The organism is Novosphingobium sp. (assembly GCF_030699305.1).
In the GTDB taxonomy this organism is placed as follows: domain Bacteria; phylum Pseudomonadota; class Alphaproteobacteria; order Sphingomonadales; family Sphingomonadaceae; genus Novosphingobium.
In genome coordinates this window covers 129,830-149,570 of the sequence record NZ_JAUYNB010000008.1, presented here as the reverse complement: position 1 = coordinate 149,570, position 19,741 = coordinate 129,830, and the positions used below count along the sequence as shown (strand labels likewise).

Here is a 19,741-nt window from a genome sequence, read left to right as displayed (position 1 = left end):
ATTGCCGGTGTCCGCGCGCAAGCTGCGGCAATGAAAACAGTTCGCACTTTGCTCGCCCCGTTCGTCGCCGCCGCGTTTGCGCTCGCCGCGCCCGCCTCCGCAGAATTGCCGCAAGGGGCGAAAGCGCCCGGATTCGCCACGCAGGGCGCGCTGGCGGGCAAGGTCTTCGGATTCAACCTGAACGCCGCGCTGCGCAAGGGGCCGGTGGTGCTGTATTTCTATCCCAAGAGCTTCACCCAGGGCTGCACGCTGGAAGCGCACGGTTTTGCCGAAGCCATGCCAGAGTTTCGCAAAGCCGGGGCCACCGTGATCGGCCTGTCGGCGGATACCATCGACACCCAGGTCCGCTTCTCGACCGAGGCGTGCCGCGATGCCTTCCCCGTCGGGGTCGCCAGCCCCGCGATCATCGCGGCCTACAAGGTGGCACTGGCCAAGGCCGATGGCACGCCCACCGGGCTGACCTCGCGCACCAGCTATGTCATCGGCCGGGATCGCAAAGTGCGGATGGTTTACACCAACATGAATTATGCCGAGCACGTGAAGCGCACGCTGGACGCGGTTCAGGCGATGAAGCCAAAGCGCAAGGGATAACGCACCAGCCAGTGCGGTGATCGCCCCGGCCGTTCGGTGGTGACAAGGCCTGTCCGGCAACGGGCGGGCCTTTACTTTGCAGGCAATCCGGCTAGTGCGCTGGTTCGAAATTGATCGGAGATTATCCTCATGCGTGCCGAAGGGCAGGCCCATATTGACCGCATCAACGCCGCGCTGGCGCTGGTCCGCAAGTTCCTCGACTGGGAGCGGGCGCTGCGCCGGTTTGATGAACTGAACGCGCGGGTTGAAGATCCCAAGCTATGGGACAATCCGAAGGACGCCGAAGCGGTCATGCGTGAACGGCGCCGGCTTGAGGCGTCGATCGGCACGGTCAGGCAGATCAGCCAGGCCATGTCGGATGCGGTCGAATACGTTGAACTGGGCGAACTCGAAGCGGATGAGGCCACCGTGCGGGAAGGGCTGTCTGCTCTCGCCGCGCTGGCGGAGCGGGCCGATGCCGACAAGGTCCAGGCGCTGCTGGCGGGCGAGGCTGACGGCAACGATGCCTATCTTGAAGTGCACGCCGGGGCGGGCGGCACCGAAAGCCAGGACTGGGCCGAGATGCTCCAGCGGATGTACACACGCTGGGCCGAACGCCATGGCTACAAGGTCGAACTGGTCGATTACCACGCTGGCGAACAGGCCGGGATCAAAAGCGCGACGCTGCACATCAAGGGCGAAAACGCCTATGGCTATGCCAAGACCGAAAGCGGCGTGCACCGGCTGGTCCGGATCAGCCCGTATGACAGCTCGGCCCGGCGCCACACCAGTTTCAGTTCGGTCTGGGTCTATCCGGTGATCGATGACGATATCGACATCGAAATCAATCCGTCCGATCTGAAGATCGATACCTACCGCGCGTCGGGTGCCGGTGGTCAGCACGTCAACACCACCGATTCGGCGGTGCGCATTACCCACGTGCCGACCGGGATCGTCGTGGCCAGCCAGAACGATCGCAGCCAGCACAAGAACCGGGCGACCGCGATGAACATGCTCAAGGCCCGAATGTATGAGGCGGAACTCGCCAAGCGTGAGGCGGACGCTTCGGGGGAGTATCAGGCGAAGACCGAAATCGGTTGGGGCCACCAGATCCGCTCCTACGTGCTTCAGCCCTATCAGCTGGTCAAGGACTTGCGGACCGGGACAACCTCGACCGCGCCCGACGATGTGCTCGACGGCGCGCTGGACCCGTTCATGGCAGCCGCGCTGGCGCAGCGGGTAACCGGTGAAAAGGTGCAGGTGGAGGACGTCGATTGAGACGGGTTGTCGCTGTCCTGGCTGCCTTTGCGGCGATCACGGGCTGCAACAGTTCCCAGTCCGATGCCGACCGCGCGGAAACCGCGCGCGAATTTCCGCGCCCCTATCGCCCGGTCTCGGCGCTTGGCGCGTATGAAGTATCGACAGAGGATCAGCGCGACAATCTGGGCGAGGCCGAGGTTGTGATGGATCTGGCGCGGATTGGTGCTGGCACCACCGTAGCCGATATCGGTGCGGGCGAGGGGTATTATACCGTCCGTCTGGCTGAACGCGTCGGGATGAAGGGGCGCGTCCTGGCGGTCGACATTGATCCCGGCGCGATCCAGCGACTGGGCCAGCGGATTGAGCGCGAACGGCTCGACAACGTCTCGATCAAGCTCGGCGCACCGGACGATCCGCGTTTGCCGGCAAACAGCTTTGACCGGATTTTTCTGGTCCATATGTACCATGAAGTGGGTGAGCCTTACGCCTTCCTGTGGCGGCTGCGCCCGGCGCTGCGTCCGGGCGGGCAGGTGGTCGTCGTCGACATCGACCGGTCGACCGACCAGCACGGTTTGCCCCCGGCGCTGCTTTTCTGTGAATTTCAGGCGGTGGGCTTCCGCTTGGTGGAATTTGTCCGTAAGCCGGAATTAAAGGGCTATTATGCGCAGTTCGAGGTGATCGGCGAGCGGCCGGAGCCTGCTGCAATCAAGCCGTGCAATACGGCCAAGGGGAAGACGGGAGCGCAATGAGTTTCAAGGGTTTGAAGCCGATCCTTTACGGTGGCCGGGAAGTCTGGCCGGTGATCGAAGGAGGCAAGGGCGTCGCGGTATCGAACCACGCCAGTTCGGGCGCGTGGGCGGCTGCGGGCGGCATCGGCACTGTCAGCGCGGTGAACGCCGACAGCTATGATCCGACCGGCAAGATCGTTCCGCAAGTCTATGCCGGGCTGACCCGCAAGGAACGCCACGAACAGCTGATCCAGTATGGCATTGTCGGCGCGGTCGAACAGGTCCAGCGCGCGCATGAGATTGCGGGCGGGCAGGGCGCGATCAACATCAACGTGCTGTGGGAAATGGGCGGCGCGCAGCCGATCCTTGAAGGTGTGCTGGAACGCACCCGCGGGCTGGTGGCCGGGGTCACCTGCGGTGCCGGAATGCCCTACAAGCTGTCCGAAATCGCGCAGCGGTATAACGTCAACTACCTGCCGATCATCAGTTCTGCCCGCGCATTTCGTGCGCTGTGGAAGCGGGCCTATCACAAAGTGCCAGAACTGATGGCCGCCGTGGTCTATGAAGACCCTTGGCTGGCAGGCGGTCACAACGGCCTGTCTAATGCAGAGGACCCGAAGAAGCCGGAAGATCCCTATCCCCGCGTCAAGGCACTGCGCGAGACGATGCGCGCCGAAGGCGTGGCGGAAAGCGTGCCGATCGTGATGGCGGGCGGGGTGTGGTGCCTGCGCGAATGGGAAAACTGGATCGACAATCCGGAACTGGGCAGCATCGCGTTCCAGTTCGGCACGCGGCCGCTGCTGACGCAGGAAAGCCCGATCCCGCAGGCGTGGAAGGACCATCTGCGCACGCTGGAACCGGGCGATGTGCTGCTGCACCGCTTCTCACCGACCGGCTTTTACAGCTCAGCCGTGCGCAATCCGTTCCTGCGGGAACTGGAAGGGCGTTCGGAACGCCAGATTCCCTATTCCAAGGTGTCGGCGGGGGAGCATACCACGCAGCTTGATGTGGGAGTGCGCGGCAAGAACTTCTGGGTCGCCCCGGCGGATCTGGCGCGCGCGCGGGCCTGGTTCGGTGCTGGCTTTACCGAGGCGCTGCGCACGCCGGATGATACGATCATCTTCGTATCGCCCGCAGAACGCGGCGTGATTCAGCAGGACCAGAAGGAATGCATGGGTTGCCTGTCGCACTGCGGGTTCTCATCGTGGAAAGACCACGACGATTACTCCACCGGTCGGCTGGCCGATCCGCGCAGCTTCTGCATCCAGAAGACCTTGCAGGAAGTCGCCCACGGCGGTGATCTGGACCGGAACCTGATGTTTGCAGGCCATGCGGCCTATCGCTTCAAGCAGGACCCGTTCTATTCCAACAACTTCACCCCCACGGTGAAGCAACTGGTCGACCGGATTCTGGCCGGGGACTGATTGGCCCCACCGGGGTTGCAAAACAGGGCGGCGGAACTTTGGTTCCGCCGCCCTGTTTCGGTTCAGGCCGCGATGGCGCGCCGGGTCAGTCCAGTTCCCACGCGCGCTCGCCGTGGCTGGTCAGGTCCAGCCCCTCACGCTCTTCTTCTTCGCTGACGCGCATCGGCAGCACCAGGCTGACCAGCACCGCGATCACCGCGCTGACCACGGCTGACCAGATCGCCACCACCCCGACGCCGACGAACTGCGCCGCGACTTGCGAGGCCATCGACGTGCCTTCGGCATAACCGGTTCCGCCAAGGTCAGCCGAGAGGAACACGCCCAGCAGCAGCGAGCCGACAATCCCGCCGATCCCGTGGACGGCGAACACATCGAGCGAATCGTCCACGCCCAGCCGCTTTTTCACGATCTGGATCATCGGGTAACACGCCAGCGCCGCCAGTGCGCCGAACAGGATCGCCGCGCCCGGAGAAATGAACCCGGCCGCCGGGGTAACCGTGGCCAGCCCAGCAATCGCACCGGTGGCAAAGCCGACGCTGGTCGATTTGCCGACGGTGAACTTTTCGATCAGCAGCCAGACCAGTGCGGCGGTCGCGGCGGCGGCATGGGTGTTGATGATCGCGCTGGCGGCATCGTCGTTGGCGGCCAGGGCCGAGCCGCCATTGAAGCCGAACCAGCCAACCCACAGCAGCGCCGCCCCGGCCATTGTCAGTGACGGGCTGTGCGGCAGCATCAGCGTCTTGGGGAACCCCTGCCGTTTGCCCAGCAGCATCGCGGCGACCAGCGCGGAAACACCGGCCGTGGTGTGAACGACGATCCCGCCCGCAAAATCGAGCGTGCCCATCGTCGTCGCCAGCCAGCCTCCGCCCCACACCCAGTGCGCCACCGGGGCATAGACCAGCAGGCCCCACAGCGCGCAGAACGCCACGACCCAGCCGAACCGCGCCCGGTCAACCCAGGCGCCTGCCATCAGCGCGGGTGTGATCGCCGCGAACGTCAGCTGGAACATGGCGAACGCGCTTTCCGGCACGGCGGTTCCGGCCCGGACGTTGCCCAGATCGATCAGCATCCAGGCATTGCCTGCGCCAAACCAGCCGTTCGTCACATTGCCGAACGCCAGCGTATAGCCGCAGATGATCCACAGCAGCGAGGCGATGGCGGCAATCGCGCCGACCTGCACCAGCACGGACAGGAAGTTCTTGGCGCGCACCAGCCCGCCGTAGAACAGCGTCAGCCCCGGCATTGTCATCATCAGCACCAGCGCGGTGGAAATCAGGATCCACGCGGTATCGCCGGTGTCGGCCACGTCTTCCGCTGCAACTTCAACGCCTTGCGCGCTGACAGCAGCGGGCAGCAGCGCCCCGGCAAGTCCAAGCCCAAGGGCCAGCAGGTTACGCATCCGGATATTCTCCCCCACACGCACGCAGCGCGGTCGTCATTCAACGAAGCGGCTTAAAGCAACGATTGCAGTGGGCGCAAGCCGTGACGTGAACCAATGTTGCACGGAAAACCGGTCAAACGTCGTAATTCGGGTTCAGGCCCAGCCTTCCAGCACCTGATCGGGCGGGCGGTGGCCATCGGCCCAGAACCGGATATTGGCGACGACCTTTTCGCCCGCGTGTTCGCGGCCTTCGATCGTGGCGCTGCCCAGATGGGGCAGGGTGATGACATTGGGCAGTGCTATCAGGCGCGGATCGACCGCCGGTTCGCTGGCATAGACATCCAGCCCCGCGCCGCCGAGGTGGCCGGATTGCAGCGCCGCGATCAACGCCTCTTCGTCAATCAGGTCACCGCGCGCGGTGTTGATGACAAAGGCGTCCGGCTTCATCAGCGCGATCCGGCGCGCGTCCAGCAGCCGGTGGGTGTCGCGGCTGGCCGGGCAGTGCAGCGTCAGGATATCCGTTTCTGCGATCAGCCGGTCCAGATCGGCCTCATGGCGCGCACCCAGCATGTTCTCGATGCTGGCAGGCAGGCGGTGCCGGTTGTGATAGACGATCTCCAGCCCGAACGCGCGGGCGCGGTGAGCCACGGCCTGACCGATCCGGCCCATCCCGACAATCCCCAGCCGCCGGCCGCCAATCCGGTGACCCAGCATCTGCGATGGTGCCCACCCCGTCCAGCGGCCATCGCGCACCAGACGGCTCCCTTCGCCAAGCCGGCGCGGGACCGACAGGATCAGCATCATGGTGAGATCGGCGGTGTCATCGGTGAACACGCCGGGGGTGTTGGTGACGATCACCTTGCACGCGCGGGCTGCGGACAGGTCGATATGTTCAATCCCCGCCCCGAAATTGGCAATCAGGCCGGTGCGCAATCCGTCCGTCCCGTCCGCCGCTTCCGCCAGCATGGCTGCATCGATCCGGTCGGTTACGGTCGGCACCAGCACATCGGACCCGCGCAGCGCCGCGACCAGTTCGGCGCGGCTGAGCGGACGATCTTCCTCGTTCAGCGTGACATCGAACAATTCAGCCATCCGCGCCTCAACCGACGGCAGCAGGCGGCGCGTCACATGGACGCGGGGCTTTCCCGCAACGCGGCGGGTGGTGGGGGTGTCGGTCACGATCGGCATCGACTGTTCGCTAGGCCGCGCAGGGGGGATGGGTCAAGCCGCTTGAACGGCGGGGCAAGCGCGCGCTATCTGGCAGGCATGATCAAGCGTTGCATTGTGGCCAGTATGCTGGCCGGTTTTATGGCATGGGCGGCTCCGGCCACGGCGCAGGACGCCAAAGTCCCTTATTGGGCGTCAATCCGTGCCTCGGAAGTGAATATGCGCGCCGGTCCGGGCGAGGATTACCGGATCAGCTGGGTCTATCGCCGCCCGCAGCTGCCAATCAAGGTGCTGCGGCTGAAGGAAGGCTGGCGGCTCGTGCAGGATCCCGATGGCGCGCAAGGCTGGATGATGGCCCGGTTCCTGACCCGCCAGCGCGGCGGTTATATCAAGGGCGCGGGAACTGCCGCGATGCGGGACAGCGCCGAACCCGGCGCAAAGCTGCTGTGGCGGCTGGAACCGGGGGTGACCGGCCTGCTGGGGGAATGCGCCAACGGGTGGTGCGCGTTCAGCATTGGCGAACGCAAGGGCTTTGTCGAACAGGCCCGGGTGTGGGGGGCGGGGGAACCCTGAAGGCTCCGCCCGCCCGCCGGGATCACCAATCAGACCAGTTCGACGGCCACGGCCGTGGCTTCACCGCCGCCGATGCACAGCGCGGCCACGCCCTTGGTCTTGCCGTAAGTCTGGAGCGCCGAAATCAGCGTCGCCATGATCCGCGCGCCCGAAGCGCCGATCGGATGGCCGAGCGCGGTTGCCCCGCCGTGGACGTTCACCTTGTCATGCGGGATGCCCAGATCGTGCATCGCGAACATGGTGACGCAGGCAAACGCTTCGTTGACTTCGAACAGGTCGACGTCCGCCGCGCTCCACCCGGCCTTGTCCAGCACCTTGGTGATCGCGCCGACCGGGGCGGTCGTGAACTTGGCCGGTTCATGCGCATGCGCGGCCATCGCGACGATCCGGGCAACCGGCTGCTGGCCGTTGGCATCGGCCACCGACTGGCGGGTGATGACCATTGCGGCGGCACCGTCCGAGATCGACGAGGCGTTGGCGGCGGTGATCGTGCCGTCCTTGGCGAAGGCGGGCTTGAGCGCCGGGATCTTGTCCGGACGGCCCTTCTTGGGCTGTTCGTCTTCGCTGACGGTCACTTCACCGGCGCGGGTCTTGATCGTCACGGGGACGATTTCGCGCGCGAACTTGCCGCTGGCGGTCGCTTCCTGCGAGCGGGTGAGCGAGGCGATGGCGAAGTTATCCTGCGCTTCGCGGGTCAACTGGTATTCGTCCGCCGTGACCTGGGCAAAGCTGCCCATCGCGCGGCCCGGCTCATAGGCGTCTTCCAGCCCGTCGAGGAACATGTGGTCAAAGGCGGTGTCATGCCCGATCCGCGCGCCTGACCGGTGCTTTTTCAGCAAATACGGCGCGTTGGTCATTGATTCCATGCCGCCCGCGACGGCATAATCGATGCTGCCCGATGCCAGCGCTTCGGCGCCCATGATCAGCGCCTGCATGCCCGATCCGCACATCTTGTTGACGGTGGTTGCTTCGACCGACATCGGCAGTCCGGCCTTCAGCGCAGCCTGACGGGCCGGGGCCTGTCCCAGACCAGCGGACAGCACGCAGCCCATGTAGATCCGTTCGATCGCGGCGCCATCGACGCCCGAACGCTCGACCGCGCCCTTGACGGCCACTGCGCCCAGTTCAGGCGCCGAAACGTCGGACAATTCGCCCTGCATGCCGCCCATCGGGGTGCGGGCATAGGACAGGATGACAACGGGGTCGTTTGCGGAGAAAGTGGCCATGGCTGCGCCTTTCGAGTTGGTTTGGAAACTTGAGTCCCCCGGCGGCATAATGCTGCACTGCGGCGATGGCAATCGTGCATGCGCCGGACCGCGCCCCGCCTGCCGCTTGCCAAGCCCGCAGCGATCGGCAAGAACAGTGGCAAATCAAAATCGGAGAGCCATCGTGTCCGACACCGAAATCGCCCGCATGCAAGCCGTGCTGGAAAAGCAGCGCACTGCCTTTACCGCCGCCATGCCGGAGCCCCTGTCGGTCCGCCGTGACCGGATCGACCGGGCCATCGCGCTGCTGATCGACCACAAGGACGCCTTTGCCAAGGCGGTGTCCGCCGATTTCGGCCACCGCAGCACCGAACAGACGCTGATGACCGATATCATGCCGTCGGTCAGCGCGCTGAAACACGCGCGCAAACATTTCGAGGCGTGGTCGCGCGCCGAAAAGCGCAAGCCGACGTTCCCGCTGGGCTGGCTGGGGGCCAGGGCCAACGTGGTCTATCAGCCCAAGGGCGTCGTCGGCGTGATCGCGCCGTGGAACTTCCCGGTGGGGATGGTGATGGTGCCGATGGCGGGGATTCTGGCAGCGGGCAACCGCGCCATGGTCAAACCGTCCGAGTTTACCGAGCGGGTCGCCGATCTCATGGCCGAAATGGTGCCGCAGTATTTTGCCGAGGACGAAATTGCGGTGTTCACTGGCGGCGTGGAAGTCGGCACGGCGTTTTCGAAACTACCGTTCGATCACATGATCTTCACCGGCGCGACCAGCGTGGGCAAGCACATCATGCGCGCCGCCGCCGACAATCTGGTGCCGGTCACGCTGGAACTGGGCGGAAAATCGCCGACGTTCGTGGGGCGCAGCGCCAACAAGGCGCAGGCGGGCGAACGCATTGCGCTGGGCAAGATGCTCAACGCCGGGCAGATCTGTCTCGCGCCGGATTACCTGCTGGTCGCAAAGGATCAGGAAAACGAAGTGATCGAAAGCATCACGCGCGGGGCTTCGGCGATGTATCCCACGCTGCTCCAGAACGATGACTACACATCTGTGGTCAATGGCCGCAATTACGAGCGGCTCCAGGGCTATCTCGCCGATGCGAAGGACAAGGGGGCAGAGCTGATCGAGGTGAACCCCGGCGGTGAGGATTTCAGCGCGTCCAACGGCAACAAGATGCCGCTGACCATCGTGCGCGGCGTGACCGACGACATGAAGGTGATGCAGGAGGAAATCTTCGGACCCGTGCTGCCGGTGATGACTTATGACAGCATCGATCAGGCCATCGATTATGTGAACGCCCACGACCGTCCGCTGGGGCTGTATTACTTCGGGCAGGACAAGGCCGAGGAAGCAAAAGTTCTGGGCCGGACGATTTCCGGCGGGGCCACGGTCAACGACGTGGTGTTCCACAACGCGATGGAAGACCTGCCGTTCGGCGGGGTCGGCCCTTCGGGCATGGGCAATTATCACGGGGCAGACGGATTCAAGACGTTCAGCCACGCCCGCGCGGTCTATCGCCAGCCGAAACTGGACGTGGCCAAGCTGGCCGGGCTGAAGCCGCCCTATGGCAAGTCCACCCATGCCACGCTCGCGCGTGAACTGAAGAAATGACCATTCCCCGCTCCCCCGGCCAGAAACCGGGCCAGAAACCGGGGGAGCGGGCCGGAATTCGGTAACTTTTGCGGGAATATCGGGGCATCCCCCACTTGCGCCGGGGCCATGCCGGGACTAGGGCGCGGTCAACCGTTTGCAACGCCGAGTCAGGCTCCCAAGAGGGTTATCCGTGGTCGACCTCTCGCAATATCTGCCGATCCTGATCTTCCTGGGGATCGCGCTCGCCTTGTCATCGCTGTTCGTGTTCCTGCCGATGGGCGTCGCGCGCCTGACCGGCACGCACAACCCGAACGCGGAAAAGCTCAGCGAGTATGAATGCGGCTTCCCCGCATTCGAAGACCCGCGCAGCCAGTTCGACGTGCGGTTCTACCTCGTCGCGATCCTGTTCATCATCTTCGATCTCGAAGCCGCGTTCCTGTTTCCGTGGGCCGTCAGCCTCGATCAGACCGGCTGGGCGGGCTGGGTGACCATGATGGTGTTCCTGGCCGAACTGGTGATCGGCTTCATCTATGCCTGGAAGAAAGGGGCGTTGGACTGGGAATGAGCACGCCAATGACCACTCCGCTCGTCAACGCTGCTGGCCAGCCGCTGGGCGGCCCGTCTGCTGGCGCGGCCGTGACCGCGCCCGATCAGGGTTTCTTCAACGATCTCAACGCCGAAGTGCATGACAAGGGCTTCCTTATCACCAGCACCGAGGATCTGTTCCAGTGGGCGCGCACGGGTTCGCTGTGGTGGATGACTTTTGGTCTGGCCTGCTGCGCGGTCGAGATGATCCACGTCAACATGCCGCGCTATGACATGGAACGCTTTGGCGTTGCCCCGCGCGCGTCGCCGCGCCAGTCGGACGTGATGATCGTGGCGGGCACGCTCTGCAACAAGATGGCTCCGGCACTGCGCAAGGTTTACGACCAGATGTCGGACCCGAAGTATGTGATCTCGATGGGCAGCTGCGCCAACGGCGGCGGCTATTACCACTACAGCTATTCGGTCGTGCGCGGGTGTGACCGGATCGTGCCGGTGGACATCTATGTCCCCGGTTGCCCGCCGACCGCCGAAGCGCTGCTCTACGGCGTAATGCAGTTGCAGCGGAAAATCCGCCGCGCTGGCACGCTGGAACGCTGAGGGGGGCTGGTCCGATGGCAGTAATCCATTCCGCCCCGAAGTTCGCTTCGAACGAAGGCGTGCTCGCTGCGCTTACCGCCGCGCTGGGCGACAAGTTCATCGCCGGGCGCGAGGAGCACGGCGAAGTCGTGATTACCGTCGCGCGCGCCGAAATCGCCAATGCGCTGCGGACGTTGCGTGACGAGCATGAATATCAGCAACTGATGGAAATCGCCGGCGTTGATTATCCGGACCGGGCAGAACGGTTCGAGGTGGTCTATTGCCTGCTGTCCGTCACGAAGAACCACCGCGTGATCGTCAAGACCTGCGCCGCCGAGGATACCCCGGTGCCGACCGTGACGACGCTCTGGCCGGTCGCGGGCTGGCTGGAACGCGAAGTGTTCGACATGTACGGCGTCCTGTTCGACGGCAACACCGACCTGCGCCGCATCCTGACCGACTACGGCTTCGAAGGGCATCCCTTCCGCAAGGACTTCCCGCTGACCGGCTATGTCGAGCTGCGCTATTCCGAGGAAGACAAGCGCGTGGTCTATGAACCGGTGCAACTGGCTCAGGACCTGCGCCAGTTTGACTTCATGAGCCCATGGGAAGGCGCGGATTACGTGCTGCCGGGTGATGAAAAGGCAGAAGGAGCCAAATCGTGAGCCTTCAGCTGGAACAATCGCCGACCACTGGCGATGAAGTCATCACCAACTACACGATCAATTTCGGTCCGCAGCACCCGGCGGCGCACGGCGTGCTGCGCATGGTGCTGGAACTGGACGGTGAAATCATCGAACGGGTCGATCCGCATGTCGGACTGCTGCACCGCGGCACTGAAAAGCTGATCGAGCACAAGACTTATCTGCAGGCGCTGCCCTATTTCGACCGGCTTGACTATTGCTCGCCGCTGGCGATGGAGCACAGCTATGTGCTGGCAATCGAAAAGCTGCTGAACGTCGAAGTGCCGCTGCGCGGGCAATACCTGCGCGTGCTGTTCGCCGAACTGACCCGCATCTGCAACCACATGCTCAACATGGGCAGCCATGTGATGGACGTCGGCGCGATGACGCCGAACCTGTGGATGTTCGAAATCCGCGAGGATTGCCTCAATTTCTTCGAACGCGCGTCTGGCGCGCGGATGCACTCGGCGTGGTTCCGTCCCGGCGGCGTGCATCAGGACGTGCCGGAAAAGCTGCTGGTCGACATCGGCGAATGGCTCGATACGCGTCTGCCGACGCTGTTCGAGGACGCGATGAGCCTGGTCGTTGACAACCGCATCTTCAAGCAGCGCAATGTCGATATCGCCGTGGTGAGCAAGGAAGACGCGCTGGCCTGGGGCTTCTCCGGCCCGATGATCCGCGGCGCGGGCATTCCGTGGGACTTGCGCAAGAGCCAGCCCTACGACGTTTATGACCGCATGGAATTCGACATTCCGGTCGGCACCAACAGCGATTGCTATGACCGGTTCATGGTCCGCGTCGAGGAAGTGCGCCAGTCGGCCCGGATCATGAAGCAGTGCCTGCGCGATATGCCGTCCGGCCCCGTGGCTTCTGACGACCGCAAGGTCTCGCCGCCCAAGCGCGCCGAGATGAAGCAGTCGATGGAAAGTCTGATCCACCACTTCAAGCTCTACACCGAAGGCTTCCACGTTCCGGCGGGTGAAGTTTACGTGGCGACTGAAAGCCCCAAGGGCGAATTCGGCGTCTATCTCGTCTCGGACGGCTCGAACAAGCCGTACCGCTGCAAGATCCGCCCGACCGCGTTCTCGCACCTTCAGGCGATGGACTTCATGTGCAAGGGCCACATGCTGCCCGACGCGACCGCTATCCTTGGCGCGATCGACGTCGTGTTCGGGGAGTGTGACCGCTGATGCTGCGTGAAGTCCTGATTTTTGTGGCGGTGTTCGCGGCCTTCGCTTCGGCAGTGGCGGCGTATCTCTATGCCTTCCACGGCACTTCATCGCCGAAGGAAGTATTGTCGACCGCCTTTACCGGCACGGTCGGGGTGGCCCTGGGCCGCCTGCTTGAACGGAGAATGGCCCGTGGCTGACCGGACCGCCATCGCTGAAACGATGATCGCGCACTACAACGCGCAGGATGCCGACGCCTATGTCGCACTGATGACCGAGGATGCCTGCGAAGCGGGCTATCGCGGGGCCGTGGTGCGCGAGGGGCGCGAAGGAACCCGCGAAGGTCTGAAGAAGATGTTCGCCGAATTCCCGGAAAACCGCGCCGAAATCATCGATCGCAAGGCGCTGGGTGATTATGTCATCCTGCACGAACGGGTCTGGCGCAGCGCGCAGAGCGAACCGTTCGACGTATTCGCAATCTATACCTTCGAGGGCGACAAATGCGCCCGCGTGGAGTTCGTCCGCTAATGGCTGACCGTCATCTCGAACCTGATACCCCCGAACTGCGTGCGCGCTGGGCGGGCTTTGCCTGGACCAGGGAAAACGCGATCCTGGTGCAGGAAATCATCGCGCGCTATCCAGCGGGGCGTCAGCGCTCCGCCGTGATGCCGCTGCTCGATCTGGCGCAGCGCCAGGTCGGCGCGGAAACCGGCACGCAGGGCTGGCTGCCGATCCCGGTGATGGAATACGTCGCCGCGCAGCTCGACATGCCGATCATCCGGGTGGTCGAAGTCGCCAGCTTCTACACGATGTACAATCTTGTGCCCGTCGGCCGGTTCCACGTGCAGGTCTGCGGCACCACGCCGTGCATGCTGCGCGGTTCGGACGACATCATGACCGCGTGCAAATCGCGCGGGATGCACAAGGGCCACACCACCGCTGACGGGCTGTGGACGCTGACCGAAGTCGAATGCATGGGCAACTGCGCCTCTGCGCCGATGGTCCAGATCAACGACGACAACTTCGAAGACCTGACGGCAGAGCGGCTTGATACCGTGCTCGATGCGCTGGCGGCGGGCCAGTCGCCCAAGACTGGAACGCAGGAGCCGGGCCGCCACACGGTCGAACCGCTGGGCGGACCGACGACGCTCAAAGAGATGGTCAAAGCCAACCACGATTACCGGGGGGAGTGGGCATGACCATCGGGACCATAATCGTTGCCCTGATCGCGATTGTCATTGCCTGGAAAGTTCTCACCGGCGTGATCAAGCTCGGGGTGATCGCACTGATCGTGGTGGCCGTTCTTTACTTCCTCTCGCAGGGAGCGATCTGATGGCATTGGCTGACAAGGACCGCATCTTCACCAACCTCTACGGCTATCAGCCGTGGAACCTGAAAGCCGCGCAGGCGCGCGGGGACTGGGACGATACCAAGGCCCTGCTCGCGCGCGGGCAGGATGCGATCATTGACGAAATGAAGGCGTCGGGGCTGCGCGGCCGGGGCGGGGCAGGGTTCCCGACCGGCATGAAGTGGTCGTTCATGCCCAAGGAAAGCAAGGACGGCCGTCCCAGCTTCCTGGTCATCAACGCCGACGAATCCGAACCGGGCTCGTGCAAGGACCGCGAAATTATCCGTCACGATCCGCACAAGCTGATCGAAGGCGCGCTGGTGGCCGGGTTCGCGATCCGCGCGCGCGCGGCCTATATCTACATTCGCGGCGAATATATCCGCGAAGCCGAAACGCTCTCCGCCGCCGTGCAGGAAGCCTATGCCGCCAAGCTGCTGGGCAAGAACGCCTGCGGTTCGGGCTATGACTTCGACGTCTTCGTCCACCGCGGCGCGGGCGCCTATATCTGCGGCGAAGAAACCGCGATGATCGAAAGCCTGGAAGGCAAGAAGGGCCAGCCGCGCCTGAAGCCGCCGTTCCCGGCCGGTGCGGGCCTCTATGGCTGCCCGACCACGGTCAACAACGTGGAATCGATCGCGGTTGCGCCTACGATCCTGCGGCGCGGGGCCGCGTGGTTCTCCAGCTTCGGGCGGGACAACAACAAGGGCACCAAGCTGTTCCAGATCAGCGGGCACGTGGACAAGCCGTGCGTGGTCGAGGAATCGATGTCGATCCCGTTCCGCGAGTTGATCGAAAAGCATTGCGGCGGCATTCGCGGCGGGTGGGACAACCTGCTGGCGGTGATCCCCGGCGGTTCGTCGGTTCCGCTGGTCCCGGCGGCGCAGATCATGGACGCGCCGATGGACTTCGACGGCCTGCGCGAAGTCGGCTCCGGCCTTGGCACCGCCGCCGTCATCGTGATGGACAAGTCGACCGACATCGTCCGCGCGATCAGCCGCCTGAGCCACTTCTACATGCATGAAAGCTGCGGCCAGTGCACGCCGTGCCGCGAAGGCACGGGCTGGATGTACCGGGTGATGGAACGCCTGCGCACCGGCGATGCCGACGTGTCGGAAATCGACATGTTGTGGGACGTGACCAAGCAGGTCGAAGGCCACACCATCTGCGCGCTCGGCGATGCTGCGGCCTGGCCGATCCAGGGCCTGATCCGCCACTTCCGCCCCGAAATCGAACGACGCATTGCCGAAAACGTGCGCGAGGCGGCCGAGTGAAGCCGCTTTACGCCTTGCTTGCCGTCACGGTGCTGGCCGCTGGTCAGCACGCTGATGCGCGCACCGCACGGGCGGCCGATCCGGCTGAAATCCGCGCGGCGCTGGGCTTTTACGGCACTTGCATCGTCAAGCGTGAGGGCGAGATCGCCAGCAAGGCATTGCTCTCGGGCGAGTTCCTCGACACCCGCAGCGATGATGGCAAGCGTCTGGTCCAGAAGGAATGTCTGGCCGATCGCGTGACCGTGGCCCGGTTCAACGACGCGTCGCTGAAAGGCGCGATGGCCGATGCGCTGGTGGCGCGCGGGCTGGACCGGCTGACCGCAACCAGCTTCGACGGAGTGCCCGCACTGACCTATGCCGAGCCGTGGCCGGTCCGCCTGACCGACCGCAACGGCAGCGATCTGCCGCCTGAGCGGGTCGCCGCGCAGCAGCGCAAGTTTGAAGAAAAGCAGGGCGAAGTCGCCCGCGCGAAAATGGCCGAATGCGTAACCCGCGCCGCCGGTGCGCCGGTCCGTGCGCTGTTCGCCACGCCCGCCGCATCGCAGGCCGAACTGGCCGCGTTGCAGGCCGTTGCCCCTTCGCTGGCTGGCTGCCTTCCGGCAGGCCAGACCATTGGATTTGATCGCATGACCCTGCGGGGCGCACTGGCGGTGGCGTATTATCGCCTGGCCAGCGCCGCGCAGCCTTCGGGAGCCGCCCAGTAATGCCCAAGGTTACCGTCGACGGCGTTGAACTCGAAGTTCCGGCAGGCGCAACCGTCCTGCAGGCCTGCGAGCTTGCCGGCAAGGAAATCCCCCGTTTCTGCTATCACGAACGGCTCAGCATCGCCGGCAACTGCCGGATGTGTCTGGTCGAAGTGAAGCCGGGACCGCCCAAGCCGCAGGCCTCCTGCGCGCTGCCCGCCGCCGAAGGTCAGGAAATCCGCACGGATTCGCCGATGGTCAAGAAGGCGCGCGAAGGCGTGATGGAATTCCTGCTGATCAACCACCCGCTCGATTGCCCGATCTGCGATCAGGGCGGTGAGTGCGATCTGCAGGACCAGTCGGTCGCCTATGGCCGGGGCAGCTCGCGCTATCATGAGCACAAGCGCGCAGTGACTGAAAAGTACATGGGCCCGCTGATCAAGACCGTGATGACCCGCTGCATCCAGTGCACCCGCTGCGTGCGCTTCAGCGAGGAAATCGCGGGCGTGGATGAAATCGGCGCGCTCTATCGCGGTGAGAACATGCAGATCACCACGTATCTGGAAAAGGCGTCGACGCACGAGCTGTCGGCCAACGTGATCGACCTGTGCCCGGTCGGCGCGCTGACCAGCCGTCCCTATGCGTTCGAAGCGCGGCCGTGGGAACTGAAGAAGACGCTGTCGATCGACGTGTCCGACGCCATTGGCGCGAACATCCGGATCGACAGCCGGGGCCGCGAAGCCCTGCGCATCCTGCCGCGCATCAACGATGACGTGAACGAGGAATGGCTGTCCGACAAGGGGCGCTTCCAGGTTGACGGGCTGACCCGCCGCCGCCTCGACCGCCCATGGATCCGCCGTGACGGCAAGCTGGTCGCGGCCAGCTGGGACGAGGCGTTTGCCGCCGTCGCCAAGGTCAATCCGGGCAAGGATATCGCGGTTGTCGCGGGCGATCTGGTTGATTGCGAAACGATGTTTGCGGCCAGGGCGCTGGCCGGCGCGCTGGGTTCCAGCCTGCTCGAAGGCCGCCAGACCGGGCTGTCGTATGACTGCTCGAACCTCGCGGCGGTCAATTTCAACTCGACGCTGTCGGGCATTGAAACCGCCGATGTGGTGCTGATCGTCGGCAGCCATGTCCGCTGGGAAGCGCCGCTGGTCAATTCGCGGCTGCGCAAGGCGGCAAAGGCCGGGGCGAAGTTCTTCGTCGTGGGGCCGGAGTGGGAAACCACTTATCCGGCGACGTTCCTCGGCAACGATCTGGCCGTGCTGGACAAGCTGCCCAAGGACGCAGCCGACGCGCTGAAGGGCGCGGCGCGGCCCGCGCTGATCCTCGGCGGGGCTGGCCTTGGCAAGGGCGCGCTGGGTGCGTGTCTGGCGCTGGCTGACAAGTACAAGCTGGTCCGTGAGGACTGGAACGGGTTCAACGTCCTGCACATGGCGGCCAGCCGCATGGGCGGGCTGATGCTGGGCTATGCGCAGCCGGGCGGGATCGCCGATCTGGCCGCCGCCAAGCCCAAGCTGGTGCTGGCGCTGGGCGCGGACGAAGTGGACTTCACGAAGTTCGCGGACAGCATCGTCGTGTACATCGGCCACCACGGTGACAAGGGCGCGCACGCAGCGGATATCATCCTCCCTGCAGCAGCGTTCAGCGAAAAGCCGGGTACCTATGTCAACGCCGAAGGGCGCGTGCAGCGCTCCGACAAGGCCGTGTTCGCCCCCGGCGACGCGCGCGAGGACTGGACGATCCTGCGCGCGCTGGCCGATGCGCTGGGTGTTTCGGTCGGGTTCGACAGCTTCGAAGCGCTGCGCAGTGCGATGGCGGCTGCGGTTCCGGCGCTGGGCCGTGAAGGACTGGCCGATTACGGCGCGCTGCCCAAAGCGGCGAAGGCCAAGTCGGAAGGCGTGATCGATGCCTATCCGATCAAGGATTTCTACCTCACCAACCCGATTGCCCGTGCCAGCGCTACGATGCAGCGCTGCTCGGCGGAACTGCTGCACGGTGAAGCGTTTGCGGAGGCCGCGGAATGACCGAGTTCTTCCAGACCCTGGGCATGTCGTATGAGTGGGCGTGGTTTGTCGCCACGATCTGCGGCATCCTGCTGATTGCCCTGCCGCTGATGCTGGCGGTGGCGATGATCATCTATGTCGATCGCAAGATCTGGGCGGCGATGGCGCTGCGGCGCGGCCCCAACGTGGTCGGCCCGTTCGGTCTGCTCCAGTCGTTTGCGGACGGATTGAAGGTATTCCTGCAGGAAACCATTATCCCGTCGGCCGCCAACAAGGCCCTGTTCCTGATCGCGCCGATCATCACCTTCACGGTCGCGCTGCTGGCCTGGGCGGTGATCCCGTTCAATTCGGGCGCGATCCTGGCCGATATCAATGTCGGGCTGCTCTATGTCCTCGCGATTTCGTCGCTGGGGATTTACGGCACGATCATGGCGGGCTGGGCGTCCAACTCCAAGTATCCGTTCTTCTCGGCGATGCGCGCGTCGGCGCAGATGATTTCCTATGAAGTCTCGATCGGGTTCATCCTGATCTGCGTCGTGCTGTGGGCCGGTTCGTTCAACCTGGGCGAAATCGTCGAGGCGCAGAAATCGCATGTCTGGATCATCAACGGCTTCGTCGCGAACCCGCTGCTGTTCCCGATGTGGGTGATGTTCCTGATCTCCTCGCTCGCTGAAACGCAGCGTGCGCCGTTCGACCTGACCGAAGCGGAATCGGAACTGGTTGCCGGTTACCAGACCGAATATTCGTCGATGAGCTTCGCGCTCTACTGGCTGGGCGAATATGCCAACGTGCTGCTGATGTGCGCGCTCAACGCCACGCTGTTCTTTGGCGGTTACCTGCCGCCGCTGGACATTCCGGTGCTCTATCTGGTGCCGGGCTGGCTGTGGCTGTTCGCGAAGATATTCTTCTTCTTCTTCATCTTCAGTTGGGTGAAGGCGACCGTTCCGCGCTATCGTTATGACCAGCTGATGCGCCTTGGCTGGAAGGTGTTCCTGCCGGTTTCGCTTGGGTTCGTGGTCGTCGTGAGCGGCTATCTGATGTATACGGGACACTTCGCATGACCGTCGCACAGCTCATCAAGAGCTTCACGCTGTGGGAGTTCGTGAAGGCGCATTGGCTGACCTTGAAGTATTTCTTCAAGCCCAAGGCGACGATCAACTACCCGTTCGAAAAGAATCCGCTCAGCCCCCGTTTCCGGGGCGAGCACGCGCTGCGCCGCTATGCCAATGGCGAGGAACGCTGCATCGCGTGCAAGCTGTGCGAGGCGACCTGTCCGGCGCAGGCCATCACCATCGAAGCCGAACCGCGCGCTGACGGCAGCCGCCGCACCACGCGTTACGACATCGACATGACCAAGTGCATCTTCTGCGGCTTCTGCCAGGAAGCCTGTCCGGTCGATGCCATCGTCGAGGGGCCGAACTTCGAATACGCGACCGAAACGCGCGAAGAACTGCTCTACGACAAGACCAAACTGCTGGCGAACGGGGACAAGTGGGAGCGGGCGATTGCCGCGAACCTTGAAGCCGATGCGCCGTATCGATAGGGGCTCGC

Annotated in this window: 21 protein-coding genes and 1 pseudogene; 19 read left to right on the top strand and 3 right to left on the bottom strand. The window is 64.2% G+C overall.

The annotated features are described in order from the left end of the window. The first annotated feature begins 30 nt into the window (after positions 1-30). From Q8Q53_RS02560 to Q8Q53_RS02545, 4 genes are all read left to right on the top strand, one after another. The gene (locus tag Q8Q53_RS02560) at positions 31-591 is read left to right on the top strand and encodes a peroxiredoxin (RefSeq protein ID WP_305700179.1); all 561 of its coding nucleotides are present in this window, start codon (positions 31-33) and stop codon (positions 589-591) included. Between the two features lie 129 nt (positions 592-720). After that, the gene (gene prfB / locus Q8Q53_RS02555) at positions 721-1,848 is read left to right on the top strand and encodes a peptide chain release factor 2 (RefSeq protein ID WP_305700178.1); all 1,128 of its coding nucleotides are present in this window, start codon (positions 721-723) and stop codon (positions 1,846-1,848) included. Next, on the top strand, positions 1,845-2,579 hold the full coding sequence (locus Q8Q53_RS02550; RefSeq protein WP_371136489.1) for a class I SAM-dependent methyltransferase: 735 nt from the start codon (positions 1,845-1,847) through the stop codon (positions 2,577-2,579). The genes prfB and Q8Q53_RS02550 overlap by 4 nt, the downstream gene beginning before the upstream one ends. Beyond that, positions 2,576-3,982, top strand: a complete 1,407-nt coding sequence (locus Q8Q53_RS02545) for a nitronate monooxygenase family protein (protein WP_305700177.1) — start codon at positions 2,576-2,578, stop codon at positions 3,980-3,982. Before Q8Q53_RS02550 ends, Q8Q53_RS02545 begins: the two co-directional genes overlap by 4 nt. Before the next feature lie 85 nt (positions 3,983-4,067). Here Q8Q53_RS02545 and Q8Q53_RS02540 read toward each other — a convergent pair whose 3' ends face one another. Continuing rightward, complete coding sequence (locus Q8Q53_RS02540; RefSeq protein ID WP_305700176.1) at positions 4,068-5,381, bottom strand: ammonium transporter; 1,314 nt, start codon at positions 5,379-5,381, stop codon at positions 4,068-4,070. Between the two features lie 135 nt (positions 5,382-5,516). Then, on the bottom strand, positions 5,517-6,551 hold the full coding sequence (locus tag Q8Q53_RS02535; protein WP_305700175.1) for a D-glycerate dehydrogenase: 1,035 nt from the start codon (positions 6,549-6,551) through the stop codon (positions 5,517-5,519). A 78-nt stretch (positions 6,552-6,629) separates the two neighbouring features. On the opposite strand from Q8Q53_RS02535, the gene Q8Q53_RS02530 reads away from it, so the two are divergent. Then, positions 6,630-7,103, top strand: coding sequence for an SH3 domain-containing protein (locus Q8Q53_RS02530; protein WP_305700174.1), 474 nt, complete (start codon positions 6,630-6,632; stop codon positions 7,101-7,103). A gap of 29 nt (positions 7,104-7,132) precedes the next feature. Here the strand turns inward: Q8Q53_RS02530 and Q8Q53_RS02525 are convergent, their stop codons facing one another. Continuing rightward, on the bottom strand, positions 7,133-8,329 hold the full coding sequence (locus Q8Q53_RS02525; RefSeq protein WP_305700173.1) for an acetyl-CoA C-acyltransferase: 1,197 nt from the start codon (positions 8,327-8,329) through the stop codon (positions 7,133-7,135). 163 nt (positions 8,330-8,492) lie between these two features. Here Q8Q53_RS02525 and Q8Q53_RS02520 point away from each other — a divergent pair, with 163 nt between their 5' ends. From Q8Q53_RS02520 to nuoI, 14 genes and pseudogenes are all read left to right on the top strand, one after another. Beyond that, positions 8,493-9,926, top strand: a complete 1,434-nt coding sequence (locus Q8Q53_RS02520; RefSeq protein WP_371136488.1) for a coniferyl aldehyde dehydrogenase — start codon at positions 8,493-8,495, stop codon at positions 9,924-9,926. 172 nt (positions 9,927-10,098) lie between these two features. After that, positions 10,099-10,473, top strand: a complete 375-nt coding sequence (locus tag Q8Q53_RS02515) for an NADH-quinone oxidoreductase subunit A (RefSeq protein ID WP_305700171.1) — start codon at positions 10,099-10,101, stop codon at positions 10,471-10,473. After that, on the top strand, positions 10,470-11,051 hold the full coding sequence (locus Q8Q53_RS02510) for an NADH-quinone oxidoreductase subunit B family protein (protein ID WP_371136487.1): 582 nt from the start codon (positions 10,470-10,472) through the stop codon (positions 11,049-11,051). The genes Q8Q53_RS02515 and Q8Q53_RS02510 overlap by 4 nt, the downstream gene beginning before the upstream one ends. Before the next feature lie 14 nt (positions 11,052-11,065). Next, positions 11,066-11,677: pseudogene (locus Q8Q53_RS02505) on the top strand (NADH-quinone oxidoreductase subunit C); the annotation flags it as partial. Between the two features lie 14 nt (positions 11,678-11,691). Continuing rightward, on the top strand, positions 11,692-12,903 hold the full coding sequence (locus Q8Q53_RS02500; RefSeq protein ID WP_305700168.1) for an NADH-quinone oxidoreductase subunit D: 1,212 nt from the start codon (positions 11,692-11,694) through the stop codon (positions 12,901-12,903). After that, positions 12,903-13,082: a hypothetical protein gene (locus tag Q8Q53_RS02495; protein WP_305700167.1), complete on the top strand. Its 180-nt coding sequence runs from the start codon at positions 12,903-12,905 to the stop codon at positions 13,080-13,082. Before Q8Q53_RS02500 ends, Q8Q53_RS02495 begins: the two co-directional genes overlap by 1 nt. A gap of 22 nt (positions 13,083-13,104) precedes the next feature. Beyond that, positions 13,105-13,410 (top strand): nuclear transport factor 2 family protein, encoded by a 306-nt coding sequence (locus tag Q8Q53_RS02490; protein WP_305700215.1) that lies wholly within the window; start codon positions 13,105-13,107, stop codon positions 13,408-13,410. After that, positions 13,410-14,081 carry an NADH-quinone oxidoreductase subunit NuoE gene (gene nuoE / locus Q8Q53_RS02485; RefSeq protein WP_305700166.1) on the top strand — a complete coding sequence of 224 codons (672 nt, stop codon included), beginning with the start codon at positions 13,410-13,412 and terminating at the stop codon, positions 14,079-14,081. Before Q8Q53_RS02490 ends, nuoE begins: the two co-directional genes overlap by 1 nt. Next, positions 14,078-14,215, top strand: a complete 138-nt coding sequence (locus Q8Q53_RS02480; RefSeq protein ID WP_305700165.1) for a hypothetical protein — start codon at positions 14,078-14,080, stop codon at positions 14,213-14,215. Before nuoE ends, Q8Q53_RS02480 begins: the two co-directional genes overlap by 4 nt. Then, positions 14,215-15,501, top strand: a complete 1,287-nt coding sequence (gene nuoF, locus Q8Q53_RS02475; RefSeq protein ID WP_305700164.1) for an NADH-quinone oxidoreductase subunit NuoF — start codon at positions 14,215-14,217, stop codon at positions 15,499-15,501. The genes Q8Q53_RS02480 and nuoF overlap by 1 nt, the downstream gene beginning before the upstream one ends. Next, positions 15,498-16,205 (top strand): hypothetical protein, encoded by a 708-nt coding sequence (locus Q8Q53_RS02470; RefSeq protein WP_305700163.1) that lies wholly within the window; start codon positions 15,498-15,500, stop codon positions 16,203-16,205. The genes nuoF and Q8Q53_RS02470 overlap by 4 nt, the downstream gene beginning before the upstream one ends. Then, positions 16,205-18,211: an NADH-quinone oxidoreductase subunit NuoG gene (nuoG, locus tag Q8Q53_RS02465; RefSeq protein ID WP_305700162.1), complete on the top strand. Its 2,007-nt coding sequence runs from the start codon at positions 16,205-16,207 to the stop codon at positions 18,209-18,211. Before Q8Q53_RS02470 ends, nuoG begins: the two co-directional genes overlap by 1 nt. After that, positions 18,208-19,251, top strand: a complete 1,044-nt coding sequence (gene nuoH / locus Q8Q53_RS02460) for an NADH-quinone oxidoreductase subunit NuoH (protein WP_305700161.1) — start codon at positions 18,208-18,210, stop codon at positions 19,249-19,251. The genes nuoG and nuoH overlap by 4 nt, the downstream gene beginning before the upstream one ends. Continuing rightward, positions 19,248-19,733, top strand: a complete 486-nt coding sequence (nuoI, locus tag Q8Q53_RS02455) for an NADH-quinone oxidoreductase subunit NuoI (RefSeq protein WP_305700160.1) — start codon at positions 19,248-19,250, stop codon at positions 19,731-19,733. Before nuoH ends, nuoI begins: the two co-directional genes overlap by 4 nt. Positions 19,734-19,741 lie beyond the last annotated feature (8 nt).

Excerpts from the sequence above, each read along its gene's own strand:
- Q8Q53_RS02560 (WP_305700179.1), top strand. The coding sequence starts at position 31 with ATGAAAACAGTTCGCACTTTGCTCGCCCCGTTCGTCGCCGCCGCGTTT.
- prfB (WP_305700178.1), top strand. The coding sequence starts at position 721 with ATGCGTGCCGAAGGGCAGGCCCATATTGACCGCATCAACGCCGCGCTG.
- Q8Q53_RS02545 (WP_305700177.1), top strand. The coding sequence starts at position 2,576 with ATGAGTTTCAAGGGTTTGAAGCCGATCCTTTACGGTGGCCGGGAAGTC.
- Q8Q53_RS02540 (WP_305700176.1), bottom strand. The coding sequence starts at position 5,381 with ATGCGTAACCTGCTGGCCCTTGGGCTTGGACTTGCCGGGGCGCTGCTG.
- Q8Q53_RS02535 (WP_305700175.1), bottom strand. The coding sequence starts at position 6,551 with ATGCCGATCGTGACCGACACCCCCACCACCCGCCGCGTTGCGGGAAAG.
- Q8Q53_RS02530 (WP_305700174.1), top strand. The coding sequence starts at position 6,630 with ATGATCAAGCGTTGCATTGTGGCCAGTATGCTGGCCGGTTTTATGGCA.
- Q8Q53_RS02525 (WP_305700173.1), bottom strand. The coding sequence starts at position 8,329 with ATGGCCACTTTCTCCGCAAACGACCCCGTTGTCATCCTGTCCTATGCC.
- Q8Q53_RS02510 (WP_371136487.1), top strand. The coding sequence starts at position 10,470 with ATGAGCACGCCAATGACCACTCCGCTCGTCAACGCTGCTGGCCAGCCG.
- Q8Q53_RS02495 (WP_305700167.1), top strand. The coding sequence starts at position 12,903 with ATGCTGCGTGAAGTCCTGATTTTTGTGGCGGTGTTCGCGGCCTTCGCT.
- Q8Q53_RS02490 (WP_305700215.1), top strand. The coding sequence starts at position 13,105 with ATGATCGCGCACTACAACGCGCAGGATGCCGACGCCTATGTCGCACTG.
- nuoE (WP_305700166.1), top strand. The coding sequence starts at position 13,410 with ATGGCTGACCGTCATCTCGAACCTGATACCCCCGAACTGCGTGCGCGC.
- Q8Q53_RS02480 (WP_305700165.1), top strand. The coding sequence starts at position 14,078 with ATGACCATCGGGACCATAATCGTTGCCCTGATCGCGATTGTCATTGCC.
- nuoF (WP_305700164.1), top strand. The coding sequence starts at position 14,215 with ATGGCATTGGCTGACAAGGACCGCATCTTCACCAACCTCTACGGCTAT.
- nuoG (WP_305700162.1), top strand. The coding sequence starts at position 16,205 with ATGCCCAAGGTTACCGTCGACGGCGTTGAACTCGAAGTTCCGGCAGGC.
- nuoH (WP_305700161.1), top strand. The coding sequence starts at position 18,208 with ATGACCGAGTTCTTCCAGACCCTGGGCATGTCGTATGAGTGGGCGTGG.
- nuoI (WP_305700160.1), top strand. The coding sequence starts at position 19,248 with ATGACCGTCGCACAGCTCATCAAGAGCTTCACGCTGTGGGAGTTCGTG.